At 58.0% G+C, this 12,447-nt stretch carries 18 protein-coding genes; 13 read left to right on the top strand and 5 right to left on the bottom strand.

Annotation, left to right across the window (positions count from 1 at the left end):
- Window positions 1-35 precede the first annotated feature (35 nt).
- From JHW40_RS09380 to JHW40_RS09335, 10 genes are all read left to right on the top strand, one after another.
- A complete protein-coding gene (locus JHW40_RS09380; protein WP_000954590.1) occupies window positions 36-1,238 on the top strand; it encodes a tyrosine-type recombinase/integrase in 1,203 nt (400 codons plus the stop codon).
- Between the two features lie 147 nt (window positions 1,239-1,385).
- Window positions 1,386-1,607, top strand: coding sequence for a helix-turn-helix transcriptional regulator (locus tag JHW40_RS09375; protein WP_001179606.1), 222 nt, complete (start codon window positions 1,386-1,388; stop codon window positions 1,605-1,607).
- A gap of 4 nt (window positions 1,608-1,611) precedes the next feature.
- Window positions 1,612-2,439, top strand: a complete 828-nt coding sequence (locus JHW40_RS09370) for a helicase RepA family protein (RefSeq protein WP_001162384.1) — start codon at window positions 1,612-1,614, stop codon at window positions 2,437-2,439.
- Window positions 2,426-3,307 (top strand): replication protein C, IncQ-type, encoded by an 882-nt coding sequence (repC, locus tag JHW40_RS09365; RefSeq protein ID WP_000743064.1) that lies wholly within the window; start codon window positions 2,426-2,428, stop codon window positions 3,305-3,307. The genes JHW40_RS09370 and repC overlap by 14 nt, the downstream gene beginning before the upstream one ends.
- 1,032 nt (window positions 3,308-4,339) lie before the next feature.
- Window positions 4,340-4,528 carry a FitA-like ribbon-helix-helix domain-containing protein gene (locus JHW40_RS09360; RefSeq protein WP_000024442.1) on the top strand — a complete coding sequence of 63 codons (189 nt, stop codon included), beginning with the start codon at window positions 4,340-4,342 and terminating at the stop codon, window positions 4,526-4,528.
- A gap of 140 nt (window positions 4,529-4,668) precedes the next feature.
- Window positions 4,669-5,448 carry a P-type conjugative transfer protein TrbJ gene (trbJ, locus tag JHW40_RS09355; RefSeq protein ID WP_000836966.1) on the top strand — a complete coding sequence of 260 codons (780 nt, stop codon included), beginning with the start codon at window positions 4,669-4,671 and terminating at the stop codon, window positions 5,446-5,448.
- 12 nt (window positions 5,449-5,460) lie between these two features.
- Window positions 5,461-5,697: an entry exclusion lipoprotein TrbK gene (gene trbK, locus JHW40_RS09350; RefSeq protein ID WP_000718002.1), complete on the top strand. Its 237-nt coding sequence runs from the start codon at window positions 5,461-5,463 to the stop codon at window positions 5,695-5,697.
- A 10-nt stretch (window positions 5,698-5,707) separates the two neighbouring features.
- Window positions 5,708-7,135, top strand: a complete 1,428-nt coding sequence (gene trbL, locus JHW40_RS09345; RefSeq protein WP_001405816.1) for a P-type conjugative transfer protein TrbL — start codon at window positions 5,708-5,710, stop codon at window positions 7,133-7,135.
- Window positions 7,136-7,139: 4 nt separating this feature from the next.
- Window positions 7,140-7,388, top strand: a complete 249-nt coding sequence (locus tag JHW40_RS09340) for a hypothetical protein (RefSeq protein ID WP_000213809.1) — start codon at window positions 7,140-7,142, stop codon at window positions 7,386-7,388.
- A 63-nt stretch (window positions 7,389-7,451) separates the two neighbouring features.
- A complete protein-coding gene (locus JHW40_RS09335; RefSeq protein ID WP_000211355.1) occupies window positions 7,452-7,676 on the top strand; it encodes a type I toxin-antitoxin system ptaRNA1 family toxin in 225 nt (74 codons plus the stop codon).
- Between the two features lie 36 nt (window positions 7,677-7,712).
- Here the strand turns inward: JHW40_RS09335 and JHW40_RS09330 are convergent, their stop codons facing one another.
- From JHW40_RS09330 to JHW40_RS09310, 5 genes are all read right to left on the bottom strand, one after another.
- Window positions 7,713-7,916, bottom strand: a complete 204-nt coding sequence (locus tag JHW40_RS09330) for a hypothetical protein (protein WP_000131871.1) — start codon at window positions 7,914-7,916, stop codon at window positions 7,713-7,715.
- A 114-nt stretch (window positions 7,917-8,030) separates the two neighbouring features.
- Window positions 8,031-9,050, bottom strand: a complete 1,020-nt coding sequence (arsB, locus tag JHW40_RS09325; protein ID WP_005015323.1) for an ACR3 family arsenite efflux transporter — start codon at window positions 9,048-9,050, stop codon at window positions 8,031-8,033.
- A 44-nt stretch (window positions 9,051-9,094) separates the two neighbouring features.
- Window positions 9,095-9,601, bottom strand: coding sequence for an arsenate reductase ArsC (locus tag JHW40_RS09320; protein WP_000140066.1), 507 nt, complete (start codon window positions 9,599-9,601; stop codon window positions 9,095-9,097).
- Window positions 9,598-10,365 (bottom strand): arsenical resistance protein ArsH, encoded by a 768-nt coding sequence (gene arsH / locus JHW40_RS09315; RefSeq protein ID WP_001239389.1) that lies wholly within the window; start codon window positions 10,363-10,365, stop codon window positions 9,598-9,600. Before arsH ends, JHW40_RS09320 begins: the two co-directional genes overlap by 4 nt.
- Complete coding sequence (locus JHW40_RS09310) at window positions 10,362-10,694, bottom strand: ArsR/SmtB family transcription factor (RefSeq protein WP_000447876.1); 333 nt, start codon at window positions 10,692-10,694, stop codon at window positions 10,362-10,364. Before JHW40_RS09310 ends, arsH begins: the two co-directional genes overlap by 4 nt.
- A 147-nt stretch (window positions 10,695-10,841) precedes the next feature.
- On the opposite strand from JHW40_RS09310, the gene JHW40_RS09305 reads away from it, so the two are divergent.
- From JHW40_RS09305 to JHW40_RS09295, 3 genes are all read left to right on the top strand, one after another.
- The gene (locus JHW40_RS09305) at window positions 10,842-11,579 is read left to right on the top strand and encodes a recombinase family protein (RefSeq protein ID WP_001366550.1); all 738 of its coding nucleotides are present in this window, start codon (window positions 10,842-10,844) and stop codon (window positions 11,577-11,579) included.
- Window positions 11,576-11,800 carry a hypothetical protein gene (locus tag JHW40_RS09300; protein ID WP_000743213.1) on the top strand — a complete coding sequence of 75 codons (225 nt, stop codon included), beginning with the start codon at window positions 11,576-11,578 and terminating at the stop codon, window positions 11,798-11,800. The genes JHW40_RS09305 and JHW40_RS09300 overlap by 4 nt, the downstream gene beginning before the upstream one ends.
- Window positions 11,801-11,998: 198 nt before the next feature.
- A complete protein-coding gene (locus JHW40_RS09295; protein ID WP_139208159.1) occupies window positions 11,999-12,445 on the top strand; it encodes a DUF4177 domain-containing protein in 447 nt (148 codons plus the stop codon).
- Window positions 12,446-12,447 lie beyond the last annotated feature (2 nt).

Below are 12,447 nucleotides of genomic sequence, written 5' to 3'. Positions count from 1 at the left end.
CAGCATGGTATCGGAGACGAAGAAGGACAAGGTACATGCTGACCGATACCAAGCTGCGCAATCTCAAGCCCAGGGACAAACTCTACAAAGTGAATGACCGGGAAGGTCTCTATGTGGCAGTGACTCCAGCCGGCTCCATCTCGTTCCGTTACAACTACTCAATCAACGGTCGGCAGGAGACCATCACCTTTGGGCGTTATGGTGTCGGTGGCATCACCCTGGCCGAAGCCCGCGAGCTGTTGGGTGACGCCAAGAAGATGGTTGCGGCGGGCAAGTCGCCGGCCAAGGAGAAAGCCCGAGACAAGGCGCGGGTGAAAGATGCAGAGACGTTCGGTGCCTGGGCGGAGAAGTGGCTGCGTGGCTACCAGATGGCCGACTCCACCCGCGATATGCGCCGCTCGGTTTATGAGCGTGAGCTGAAGCCGAAATTCAGCAATCAGAAGCTGGTGGAGATCACCCACGAAGACTTGCGGGCGCTGGCTGATGCCATTGTTGAGCGAGGCGCACCGGCCACCGCCGTTCATGTGCGTGAAATCGTGTTGCAGGTATTTCGCTGGGCCATCGAGCGTGGGCAGAAGGTCGAAAACCCGGCAGAACTGGTGCGCCCAACAAGCATCGCTCGATTCGAGCCACGTGACCGAGCGTTGACGCCAGAAGAAATTGGGCTGATGTACCAGTACATGGAGCGAGTGGGCACAAGCCCAACAAACCGTGCGGCGGCCAAGCTGTTATTGCTGACGATGGTGCGCAAGAGCGAGCTGACCAATGCGACCTGGAGCGAGATCAATTTCAGCGAAGCGTTGTGGACGATTCCAAAGGAGCGGATGAAACGCCGTAACCCGCACCTGGTATTTCTGTCCCAGCAGGCTCTGGATATTTTCATTGCCATGAAAACCTTTGCCGGTGGTTCCGACTTCGTTTTGCCATCACGGTACGACTCGGATGCGCCGATGAGCGCTGCCACACTTAACCAGGTGCTGACGCTGACTTACAAGGCGGCGCAGAAAGATGGGAAGTCACTTACCAAGTTCGGACCGCATGATTTGCGGCGCACAGCCAGCACGCTGTTGCATGAGGCCGGCTACAACACCGACTGGATCGAGAAGTGCCTGGCGCACGAGCAGAAGGGCGTGAGGGCTGTCTACAACAAGGCTGAGTACCGCGAGCAGCGGGCGGCGATGTTGCAGGATTGGGCCGATATGATTGATGAGTGGACTTCGGGAGGCAGTAAGGGTTGATGTTTTTGCTATCTTTGATAGCATTGAAGTTGATGCCGTGAATTTATAAATAAGGCCGCCATTGGCATCGGGCAGGTCAATTACCGATTAGCTGCTTCGCGCAGCTACTCGATGAATAGCAACTATTCATTTGAGAGGTATTGACCCATGCAAAATATAAAGACCCTCATCAACAGGAAGAAGCTCCTGGAGATGATCCCGCTTTCGACACGAACAATTTATAACCTGGAGCAGCGAGGGGATTTTCCACGCCGTATCGCGTTAACCAGTAGAAATGTCGCCTGGGATTTGTCAGAGGTCGAAGAGTGGATTGAGGCACGTAAATCATCGGGTGATCAAGCTGCGCGACCTGGCCCTATAGAGGGCTAGTTATATGGCTCTTGATCTTATGGCGGCTTTCACGGAATTGCCGCCACCCATTGATTATGTTCTGCCTAATATGGTTGCTGGCACTGTTGGTGCTCTTGTGTCGCCTGGTGGGGCTGGTAAATCCATGTTGGCCCTTCAATTGGCTGCACAGATTGCAGGCGGGCCTGATTTACTTGAAATAGGCGAGTTTCCCACCGGGCAAGTGGTCTATCTGCCTGCTGAAGATCCACCGGCCGCTATTCACCATCGTCTGCACGCCCTTGGGGCACACCTCAGCGCAGCGGAACGGCAAGCCGTGGCTGATGGTTTGCTCATTGAACCCTTGATCGGTAAATGCCCAAACATCATGGCTGCTAGCTGGTTCGATGCTCTCAAACGAGCCGCTGAAGGTCGTCGCTTGATGATCTTGGACACTTTGCGGCGCTTCCACATTGAGGAGGAGAACGCTAGCGGGCCGATGGCGCAGGTTGTTGGGCACATGGAGGCCATAGCCGCTGATACAGGCTGCTCCATTGTGTTTCTGCACCACGCGAGTAAAAGCGCAGCCATGATGGGGTCGGGCGATCAACAGCAGGCCAGTCGTGGATCGTCCGTACTGGTTGATAACATCCGTTGGCAATCGTACCTATCCGGCATGACGCAAGGCGAGGCCGAGATACTGGGGGTCGATGATTGTCAGCGTGGGTATTTTGTCCGCTTTGGCGTCAGCAAGGCCAACTATGGCGCACCTTTTCAAGAACTCTGGTTTAGACGGCACGACGGCGGCGTGTTGAAGCCTGCTGTACTGGAGCGGCAGTGCAAGGTGAAAAGGAGACAGCGTGAAGAAGCCTAAGCATGACCTGACCCACGTCCGACATGATCCCGCGCACTGTTTGGCACCTGGCCTGTTCCGCAGCCTCAAGCGTGGCGATCGCAAACGCTGCAAGCTGGACGTGACCTACACCTTTGGCGAGGACGAATCCATGCGTTTCGTCGGATTCGAACCTCTCGGGGCCGATGATATGCGTCTTTTGCAAGGCATCGTGGCCCTTGGCGGCCCGAACGGCATCTTGCTAACCCCGGAACCGACCAGTGAGACGGGGCGACAGCTACGGCTATTCCTTGAACCCCGTTTCGAAGCCATTGAGCAAGACGGCTTGGTGGTTCGTGAGAGCCTGACCAAACTGCTCTCAGAAACGGGCATGACGGATAGCGGCGACAACATCAAGGCGCTCAAAGCCAGCCTGCTGCGCATGTCGAACGTCACCATCCTTGTGACGAAGGGACGGCGGCAAGCCGCGTTCCACCTGATGAGTCATGCTTTTGACGAGACGGACGGCAGGCTATGGGTTGCCCTGAATCCGCGTATTGCCGAAGCGATCCTGGGGCATCGTCCATATGCCCGTATCGACATGGCGGAAGTGCGGGTGCTACAGACTGATCCGGCACGGCTGATGCACCAACGGCTATGCGGCTGGATCGACCCCGGCAAATCCGGGCGCGTGGAACTGGACACGCTTTGCGGCTATGTCTGGCCAGATGAAGCCAATGCCGAAGCTATGAAAAAACGCCGTCAGACTGCCCGGAAGGCACTGGCCGAACTTGCCGCCGTGGGTTGGGTAGTGAACGAATACGCCAAGGGAAAATGGGAGATCAAGAGGCCTGGCCCCACGGCAACTGCACCCGTTTACCGTCGTAACGTTCCCTTGTTACCGTCGTAACGCTCCCCTTCTGCCGTCGTAACGTTCCCCGTCCCAATTTGGAAAACCCAGACGGTGCGCTGCTTTGCGGGCAGTTTGGGAAATCCATCCAAGATTATCTAAAGATAATCCATCATGCGCGGTGCAGCTCGCGCCTTGAGGGCGCGTTCTGACCTTGCCAATAAAGCCCTGGCGGGCTTTATCAATCGGCCATAGGCCGATGGTTTAACGCCAAGAAGAGAAGGCGGCTTCAGTGGCCGCTGAAACGCCTTGTGAGAGGGGAAAACAACCCGGAGTCCCTTATTCCATGAGCTGAAGCAGAATCTGCGTCTAACGGTGCTGGAGGGCCGCTGTGTGCACTTGTAGTTATCTGTACTGAAACCTTGGCTCGAAACGTGAAATGGCTAAGCAGTGCCCATTCGTTCGGTAAGAATAATAAGAAGATTATTATTCTTATTATTACCAAGCAGGAATGAGCCGTGTGTGTTGGACGCCCATAACCAGTAACCTGCGTGAAGGTGTCAACATCAGGAAAGGTTGCCCCTCAAGTATCAATACGTCGCCTTAGTGGTATGACGGGAGGGGAGGCAAATTTCTTGTGTTCATTGACACTTGAGGGGCGGGTTATGCCCTTCTTTTTTGGCGTCCAACTCGCCCCATCGGGGCGAATGGTTTGTGTCGATTGTTGGCATTTTAGGTTCCGATTTAAAGCCGATTGAGCAGCGATTTTGAAGCGACTATGTCGATTGCAGGCCGATTTGGTGACGATTACGGTTATGTTGCCAAGAATCGGTGTTTGTTTGACGATAAAACGCTTTACGTTCGATATGCGCTAGATTTTCAATAGTGGGTGAAATGCGGGCAGGATGGGTGAAGTTAGCTAACCGGCAAGCCGGTTATCTATCTTCACTGTCCCTTATTCGCGCCGGGGGCACTCAACGGGAATCCTGCCCTGCGGGGCTGATCGGCTACCGCCGGTTGCAAGAGTATAGGTCTTGCTATTTTTAATATCTTTGATAGCATGGTTGTCGGGTACACCAAAAGGGTATTGATATGGCAAATGTGCTTATCAGGAATTTACCCGCCGAGGTGCACCGTGCGTTGAAAGTTCGAGCAGCGCTCAACGATAGGAGCACCGACGCGGAAATACGCGAAATACTGACGGCGGCAGTACAGCCGCTAGAGCTTGAAGAGATTGGCCGGGAAGTTGGCTTGTCCGAAAGCGATAAAAAAACAGAGTAGTTTTACGTTTGTAAGTCCGGGCCTCAGCGCCAAGGGCAATACCGATCAGCTAGTGGCGTAGCTCTTCGATGAAACGTTGCCGAGAACAAGCACAACGCTTGGTCAAGGCAATGCCTTCTTTTCATCGACGGAGTACGACCATGAAGTCCAAAATTTTAGCGGCTAAAAAAACCGCTCTAGCCGTTGCACTCGCAACCGGCTTTATCACCACTACCACCGCCCCTGTGCAAGCTGGTATCCCCGTCATCGACGGCGGCAACCTGGCCCAGAACATCATGACGGCCATCGAGTCGGTGGCGCAGACGCTCAAGCAGATTGAGCAGTACCAGACCCAGTTGCAGCAGTACGAAAATCAGCTCCAGAACACGATGGCCCCAGCCGCGTATATCTGGGATCAGGCGCAGACTACGATCAACCGGCTGATTGCCGCGCAAAACACGCTGGCCTATTACGAGAACCAGCTAGGCAGCCTGGATCGTTACCTGGCCAAGTTTCAGGACGTGGCCTATTACCGCAGCTCGCCATGCTTCAACGGCAGCGGCGGATGCACGCCGGCCGAAAAGGCAGCGATGGAAGAGAACCGCCGCCTGGCGTCAGAGTCGCAAAAGAAGGCCAACGATGCCCTGTTCCAGACCGTTGCCGACCAGCAAAAGGCTTTGAAGGATGACGCCCGTACCCTGGAGCGGCTGCAAGGCGCGGCCCAGGGTGCAACTGGCCAGCTACAGGCCATCGGCTACGCCAACCAGCTCGCCAGCCAGCAGGCCAATCAGCTCTTGCAGATTCGCACCATGTTGACCGCCCAACACAACGCGGAGGCAGCCCGGATTGCAGCAGAACTCGATGCCGAGGCGCGAGGTGATGCCAGGGCCGAGCAAATGCGTACCTGGACGTTTCGCCCGAGTCCGGCAGACAACTACTAGGGAGGCGGTGAGATGAAAAAAATCTTTTTTACTACCGCGGCTACGTTGCTGTTGTTGGCTGGATGTGAACAGGAAAGGATGCCCGAACCAAATGCGGCGACGTGTGCCCCCGATGCGTTCCAGGCAGCACTGAATGAAATGCGCAGCGAAGCGAACCGAGAGGCCTTTACCGAGGAATGCAGAGCATTCCAGAAGGCCAAGCAGATGCGTCAGTGGGAGTTCAAGCCCAGCCCTAAAGATGATTATTGAGGTGGTCGCCATGAGAAAGAAAATTGCTCTAGGTGGCTTGATGATGGTCGCCACAATGGTGCTGGCTGAACCTGCAATGGCGCAGGAGCTAAGTAGCAGCGGTGTTATGAATGATGTGCTCAAGCGTTTTCATGATGCTGCCGCAACATGGGGGCCAGCTATTGAGTCCGCTGCATCGCGTTTGTTCTGGACGCTGGTTGTGATTTCGATGGTCTGGACATTCGGCATGATGGCTTTGCGCAAGGCCGACATTGGCGAGTTCTTCGCGGAGTTCGTTCGCTTCACGATCTTCACCGGCTTTTTCTGGTGGTTGCTGACGAATGCGAACCAGGGCATGAATATCGCCGGTACGATTGTTCAGTCATTGCAAACTCTGGGCGCGCAGGCGGGGGGACTTTCCAATAGCAATCTTGGGCCCTCCAGCATCCTTGATCTTGGTTTCGAGTTATACAACCGCACAGTACAGGCCACCTCGGAGCTGGGATGGCGGCAGATGGCAACTGCTCTGGTCATGGAGCTAATGGCCCTGGCTGTTTTGTTTGTCCTGGCGTTGATTGCGGTCAACCTGTTGCTGTTGCTCGCATCAGCCTGGATTCTGTTGTATGCCGGTGTGTTCTTCCTTGGCTTTGGTGGAAGTCGTTGGACTTCCGACATGGCGATCAATTACTACAAGACCGTGCTGGGCCTGGCCGCACAGCTTATGGCAATGGTGCTTCTGGTTGCGATTGGCAAAGAGTTCATCAATCACTACTACACGCAAATCAGCGAGAACATGGCATCCCAGGAACTGGCCGTGATGTTGGTTATATCGGTCATCTTGCTTTTCTTGGTCAACAAAGTTCCGCCGATGATTTCTGGTCTTGTGTCTGGTGGTGGTATTGGCGCAGCCGGTGGAATTGGAAACTTCGGTGCGGGTGCGGCAGTTGGGGCGGCGGTGACGGCGGCCAGTATGGCAACTGGCGGCGCTGCCCTGGCAGGTAAAGCGGTTATGGGTGCCGCAGCCGGTGCAGCCGGAGGTGCAAGTGCACTCCAAGCGGCTTTTCAGAAAGCATCAGCGAGTATGGAAACCGGCGGTGACATGTCCAGCATGGGGTCAGTTGTCAGCAGTGGCGGAAACGGTGGTGGTGAAGCGGGTACTGCTGGCAGTAGCCCATTCGCCCAAGCGGCTGGCTTTGGTGACAGCGGCAGTAGCTCAAGCGGTGGCGGCTTTGCCAAGGCCGCGAAGCTGGCCACAGGCACGGCCTCCGAGTTAGCCAAGGGTGTCGGCTCTCAAGTGAAGCAGGGATTCCAGGAGCGAGTGAGCGAAACCACAGGCGGAAAACTGGCTGCTTCGATACGCGAAAGCATGGAGCCGAAAGAAGCAAGCCAATCTGGCCAGTTCGAGGGCAATAGCTTGGGCGCCGATTCTGGCCCAGATAGTAACGAAGTCAGGAGTTAGCACGATGACGACATCAACATACATGGCCGCATTGGCGGCCCTGGATGAAGCGCCAAGGGAAGAAGTCAGCCAGGTATTTATTTCGCCGCTGGGTGATCAATCGACCGAGGTCGATGCAGAGACAGAAACAGCCGCTTTTGTATCACGGCCAGACCCTATGAGAGAGAGCGAAACTAAGCCGATAAGTATTGAGGTTAATGGCGGCAGGAATGAGCGGTCAGCATTCGCGGAGGCGGCGGGGCTGTACCTGTAGGCGCACCGGGCTGGCCACAACCAGCCCGGCACTTTCAATCAACACCTACTGGAGAGGTGAATTATGACAACACAACATATTATCGAACCAGGGCAAGCAGTGCATCAAGCAGCGGCTATTCTTTCTTCTTTGGAGTACATCAACCAAGCGGAAGCGCGGAGCCTTGGGCCATTGGCCGAAGCCGTCGCTAATGCTTTTATGGTGGTGTACTACCAAGCTGAAACGGGCCGGGCGACACAGGCTGATTTTCAAGAAGCAATGAACGCCTTGCGCCAAGCGTGCAGCTAATGACGAAAGGGCGGCCACTCGAACTGGCCGCCTTTTTCAATCTTCACTGTTTGGCCATTCCCGACCCACAGACGGCGCATCCATCCATTCGCGTTCCTCCGGCGGCAGCGGGTAAGCCCCGGATGCTTCCGCGTCGGCCAGTAGTTCGGCCAGTGTGTAGCGCACCCGACCAGTGGAAACGGCGCGGGCCGGGTCGGCCTTCTCATGCAGCCTGTTCTCTAGGTTCTTTGGGTCTGTCATCGGGCGACCTCAGCAAGCATGGATACTAGGTGTTCCAGGTCAGTGATCGAATGCGCCAGGAAGCGGCCGGCGCGGCAATCTGCAATCATTTCCTCAGTTTTTTCCTACTCATGTTCAACCTCGTTCGTACCAGCTCTTCGAGCGATTCACCACGCGCACGACCAGCAGCATCACCGGCACTTCGACCAGGACGCCGACCACGGTTGCCAATGCAGCGCCGGAGTGCAGACCGAACAAGCTGATGGCGGCCGCCACGGCCAGCTCGAAGAAGTTGCTGGCACCGATCAGGGCCGAAGGACAGGCGACAGAGTGCTTTTCCCCCGCCCGCTTGTTCAGCCAGTAGGCTAACCCGGAATTGAAGAACACTTGAATCAAGATCGGCACGGCTAGCATGGCGATCACTAACGGCTGCCGGATGATGGCCTCGCCCTGGAAGGCGAACAGTAGAACCAACGTCAGCAGCAGCGCGGCCATCGACCACGGCCCGATCTTCTGCATGGCCCGTTCAAAGGCGGCCTGTCCTTGCTTGAGCAGATGCCGCCGCAAGAGCTGCGCCAGGATCACCGGCACGATGATGTAGAGCACGACCGAAATCAGCAGCGTGTCCCAAGGCACCGAGATCGAGGACATGCCCAGCAGCAGGCCGACGATGGGCGCGAAGGCCACGATCATGATGGCGTCGTTCAGAGCCACTTGCGAGAGCGTGAAAAGCGGGTCGCCGTTGGTAAGGCGGCTCCACACGAACACCATTGCCGTGCAGGGCGCGGCGGCCAGCAAGATCAAGCCCGCGATGTAGCTGTCCAGTTGATCGGCCGGCAGGAACGGAGCGAACACTTGTCGGATGAACAGCCACCCCAGCAGGGCCATCGAGAATGGCTTGACGGCCCAATTCACGAACAGCGTGACGCCGATGCCGCGCCAATGCTCTTTGACCTGGTGCAGCGCCCCGAAGTCGATCTTGACCAGCATCGGGACGATCATTACCCAAATCAGCAGGCCCACCGGCAAATTGACCTGGGCCACTTCCATGCGGCCTATGGCCTGGAACACGTCAGGAAGGCCCTGGCCGAGCGCAACACCGGCGACGATGCACAGGGCCACCCACAGCGTCAGGTAACGCTCGAAGCCGCTCATCGGGGCCTGGCGCGGCTTCGCGGCGATGGCCTGTGCGCCGGCGCTCATGCTTCCTGCTCGGTCTTGCCGATGTTCGCCAGCTCGCGCTTGATGGCCGTCTGGTCAAGCATTTTGAGAGGCAGATTCACGAACAGGCGGACGCGGTTCATCATGTGCCGGAAGGTTTGTTCGAAGGCCCGGCGCTTCTCGGCGTCAGTGCCTTCGACGGCGGCCGGGTCTTCAAATCCCCAATGCGCCGAGATCGGCTGACCAGGCCACACCGGACACATTTCGCCGGCGGCGTTGTCGCAGACGGTGATGATGAAGTCCATCTTCGGTGCGTCGGGCGTGGCGTACTCGTCCCAGCTCTTGCTGCGCAGATTCTCGGTCGGGTAATTCACCGACTCCACCTTTTCGACGGCGAAGGGATTGACCTTGCCGGTTGGGTGACTGCCGGCGCTGTAGGCGCGGAAGCGCCCTTGCCCCATCGTGTTGATGAGAGCTTCGGCCATGATGCTGCGCGCCGAATTGCCGGTGCAGAGGATGAGGACGTTATAGATTCTTTCGGTCATGATGTTTCGCTTTCTGGTAGTGGCTGGGGAGCAATGGCGATGGATGAAAGATCGGTGGCCTCGTCGATGACGTGGCCGGCCGCTTTCCGTTCGGAATAGCGGTCTGTCAGTGCTTCACGGTGCGGCCGTACCAGCGCCGTGAAGCGCACCAGTTCTTCCATCACATCGGCTATTCGGTCGTAGTACGGCGAGGGCTTCATGCGGCCCGCCGCGTCGAACTCTTGGAACGCTTTGGCGATACTCGACTGGTTCGGAATGGTGAACATTCGCATCCAGCGGCCGAGCAGACGCAAGGTGTTCACGGCGTTGAAGCTCTGCGAGCCGCCGGATACCTGCATCACGGCCAGGGTGCGGCCTTGGGTCGGCCGGATGCCGGCCATTTCAAGCGGCAGATGGTCAATCTGCGCCTTCATGACACTGGTAATCTGACCGTGGCGTTCCGGGCTGCACCAGACTTGTCCCTCTGACCACTCGGACAGGGCGCGCAGCTCCTTGACGGCCGGGTGATCGTCGCTTTGCACTTGATCGGGCAACGGCAAATCGGACGGGTCGAAGATGCGTGTTTCTGCGCCAAAGAATTGCAGCAGCCGGGCCGCTTCCTCGACGGCCAGCCGTGAGAACGAGCGGGCGCGCAGCGAGCCATACAGCAGCAGGATACGCACCGGCGGGGCGTCGGGTGCCAGCCCGAGCGCCGGGCGCTCGATGGCAAAGGATTTGTCCAAAGCGGGCAAAGAATCGGGGTCGGAAAGATGGCGAAGTCTCATGCCAACACCTTCCCGGCTTCCGTGGTGCAAGACAGGTTGCACACCTGGCCGCCGCAGCAGTTTTCCGTGAGAAAGGCCACCAGGTTAGTGGCCGTCGAAAAGTTCGCCTCGTAGATCACAAATCGGCCTTCTTGCCGCGACGTGACCATGCCGGCGTGTGCCAGCTCTTTCAGGTGGAAGGATAGCGAAGACGGCGGGATGCCGGCCGCTTCGCTGATTTTTCCGGCGGCCATGCCGGCGGGGCCGGCCTGGACGAGAAGCCGGAACACCGCGAGGCGCGATTCTTGAGCGATGGCCGCCAGGGCGGCTACAGCATTTATCGTTTCCATGTTTCAATAATAGTCGAAATATGGAGTGTGCTCAATAGCTCATTTAAGCTGTAAAAATGAGCTAGGCGCATTTAGATCGATATGTGATAAATTGGCCTGCCAGTTTAAGATGGGTGCATTTGAGTATGCCCAAAGGAGCCCGCAAGTATGCGCAGGACGAAGCCAGTAGCCGCGCCGATGGTGGCGCGGGTCTATCTGCGCGTCAGCACCGACGCGCAGGACTTGGAACGCCAAGAGGCGATCACTACGGCCGCGAAGGCCGCCGGCTACTACGTCGCCGGCATCTACCGTGAGAAGGCATCCGGCGCACGCGCCGACCGGCCTGAGCTGCTGCGCATGATCGGCGACCTACAGCCCGGCGAGGTGGTCATTGCCGAGAAGATCGACCGCATCAGCCGCCTACCTTTGCCCGAGGCCGAGCGCCTGGTGGCCTCGATACAGGCCAAAGGCGCACGCCTGGCCGTCCCTGGCGTGGTCGATCTATCCGACCTGGCGGCCGAGGCCCAGGGCGTCGCCAAGATCGTGCTGGAAGCCGTGCAGATCATGCTTTTTCGCCTGGCCTTGCAGATGGCCCGCGACGACTACGAGGACAGGCGCGAACGCCAGCGCCAAGGCATTGAGTTGGCCCGCCAGGCCGGGCGGTACAAGGGCCGCCGTGCTGATCCGAAGCGCCGCGCCCAAGTTGTCGCGCTGCGCAAGTCCGGCTACAGCATCAACAAGACCGCCGAGCTGGCCGGGTACAGTGCGGCCCAGGTGAAACGGATATGGGCCGAGGTCAGCCAGGCCGAAGCGAAGCAGCACGGCGCGTTCGTGGAGGACGCATTGACGGAAGCCGATGCCCTGGCCGCTGTCGGCCAGGATGAGCGCCAGGAGGAAAGGGCATGAAGAAGCCGAACCAAGACGACGAGCCGTTTTTCATCACCGAGGAGATTGCGGCCGAAATGATCGCCGGCGGCTATGAGTTCGAGCTGCCGCCCATTCCTTGCACCATCCGCCTACGCGACGTGCTGGAGCGCATGACCGATGCTGAGCTAGCATTGCAGCCGGGCGAGATCGCCGACCAGGAGCGTGAACGCTGCCGGCGCAAGCCGTGTTCAACCTCATGATCTGGTCATGGTATTTTTCATGGCACTGAGCCTGATAGTTCTTGCAAATTGTTGTCACTAAAGGGTTTTGTGTGCTTGTTTACAATCGAGTGGGAATGATTCCGCACCCGATCCGGTCGGACGGTGCCGGTCAACCCGCGCTTTTCTTCGCCACAGCGCTCCTCTAGGATGCCGCAAACCCGCGAACAGGAGCCGATCATGGCTTATGAATATACCGTCATCGCCGCGCCGGACCGGGGCGAGAAATCCAAAACCACCCGGACGGCGGCGAATCGCTATGCGCTGGCGCTGGCGTCCGAGTTGAACCGGATGGCGGCGGATGGCTGGGACTATGTGCGCGCCGAAACCCTGCCGAGCGAAGAGCGCAGCGGGCTGACCGGGCGGGCAACGGTCTATCACAATGTGCTGGTTTTCCGTCGCAGCAAGGTGGCCCGACAGGGCGAAGCGGTGGCGCGTCAGCCGCAGCCCGAATATCCGGTCAGCGCCTCGCCCGTCCGTAATCCCGAGCCGGACCCGGCGACGCCGGCTGCCGCCGCGCCACAAAAATCGGATCATGCGGAACCCGCCGCGAGTGCCGTTCCTGCGCCCAACGGCGAAGCGGCTGTTCCGCCTGCGCCGCGGGATAACGATCAGGCGCCGCGATAGAA

Origin of the sequence: Paracoccus alcaliphilus (genome assembly GCF_028553725.1) — a bacterium.
Lineage (GTDB): Bacteria > Pseudomonadota > Alphaproteobacteria > Rhodobacterales > Rhodobacteraceae > Paracoccus > Paracoccus alcaliphilus.
The sequence above is the reverse complement of the archived record's forward strand: the minus strand, read 5'-3'. Positions and strand labels throughout refer to the sequence as shown.

What these genes read in the sequence shown, in the direction of transcription:
- JHW40_RS09340 (WP_000213809.1), top strand. Translation starts at nt 7,140, where the DNA reads ATGACGACATCAACATACATGGCCGCATTGGCGGCCCTGGATGAAGCG.
- arsH (WP_001239389.1), bottom strand. Translation starts at nt 10,365, where the DNA reads ATGAGACTTCGCCATCTTTCCGACCCCGATTCTTTGCCCGCTTTGGAC.
- JHW40_RS09300 (WP_000743213.1), top strand. Translation starts at nt 11,576, where the DNA reads ATGAAGAAGCCGAACCAAGACGACGAGCCGTTTTTCATCACCGAGGAG.
- arsB (WP_005015323.1), bottom strand. Translation starts at nt 9,050, where the DNA reads ATGAGCGGCTTCGAGCGTTACCTGACGCTGTGGGTGGCCCTGTGCATC.
- JHW40_RS09335 (WP_000211355.1), top strand. Translation starts at nt 7,452, where the DNA reads ATGACAACACAACATATTATCGAACCAGGGCAAGCAGTGCATCAAGCA.
- trbL (WP_001405816.1), top strand. Translation starts at nt 5,708, where the DNA reads ATGAGAAAGAAAATTGCTCTAGGTGGCTTGATGATGGTCGCCACAATG.
- JHW40_RS09370 (WP_001162384.1), top strand. Translation starts at nt 1,612, where the DNA reads ATGGCTCTTGATCTTATGGCGGCTTTCACGGAATTGCCGCCACCCATT.
- JHW40_RS09380 (WP_000954590.1), top strand. Translation starts at nt 36, where the DNA reads ATGCTGACCGATACCAAGCTGCGCAATCTCAAGCCCAGGGACAAACTC.
- JHW40_RS09305 (WP_001366550.1), top strand. Translation starts at nt 10,842, where the DNA reads ATGCGCAGGACGAAGCCAGTAGCCGCGCCGATGGTGGCGCGGGTCTAT.
- trbJ (WP_000836966.1), top strand. Translation starts at nt 4,669, where the DNA reads ATGAAGTCCAAAATTTTAGCGGCTAAAAAAACCGCTCTAGCCGTTGCA.
- JHW40_RS09330 (WP_000131871.1), bottom strand. Translation starts at nt 7,916, where the DNA reads ATGACAGACCCAAAGAACCTAGAGAACAGGCTGCATGAGAAGGCCGAC.
- trbK (WP_000718002.1), top strand. Translation starts at nt 5,461, where the DNA reads ATGAAAAAAATCTTTTTTACTACCGCGGCTACGTTGCTGTTGTTGGCT.
- JHW40_RS09320 (WP_000140066.1), bottom strand. Translation starts at nt 9,601, where the DNA reads ATGACCGAAAGAATCTATAACGTCCTCATCCTCTGCACCGGCAATTCG.
- JHW40_RS09310 (WP_000447876.1), bottom strand. Translation starts at nt 10,694, where the DNA reads ATGGAAACGATAAATGCTGTAGCCGCCCTGGCGGCCATCGCTCAAGAA.
- JHW40_RS09360 (WP_000024442.1), top strand. Translation starts at nt 4,340, where the DNA reads ATGGCAAATGTGCTTATCAGGAATTTACCCGCCGAGGTGCACCGTGCG.
- JHW40_RS09375 (WP_001179606.1), top strand. Translation starts at nt 1,386, where the DNA reads ATGCAAAATATAAAGACCCTCATCAACAGGAAGAAGCTCCTGGAGATG.
- JHW40_RS09295 (WP_139208159.1), top strand. Translation starts at nt 11,999, where the DNA reads ATGGCTTATGAATATACCGTCATCGCCGCGCCGGACCGGGGCGAGAAA.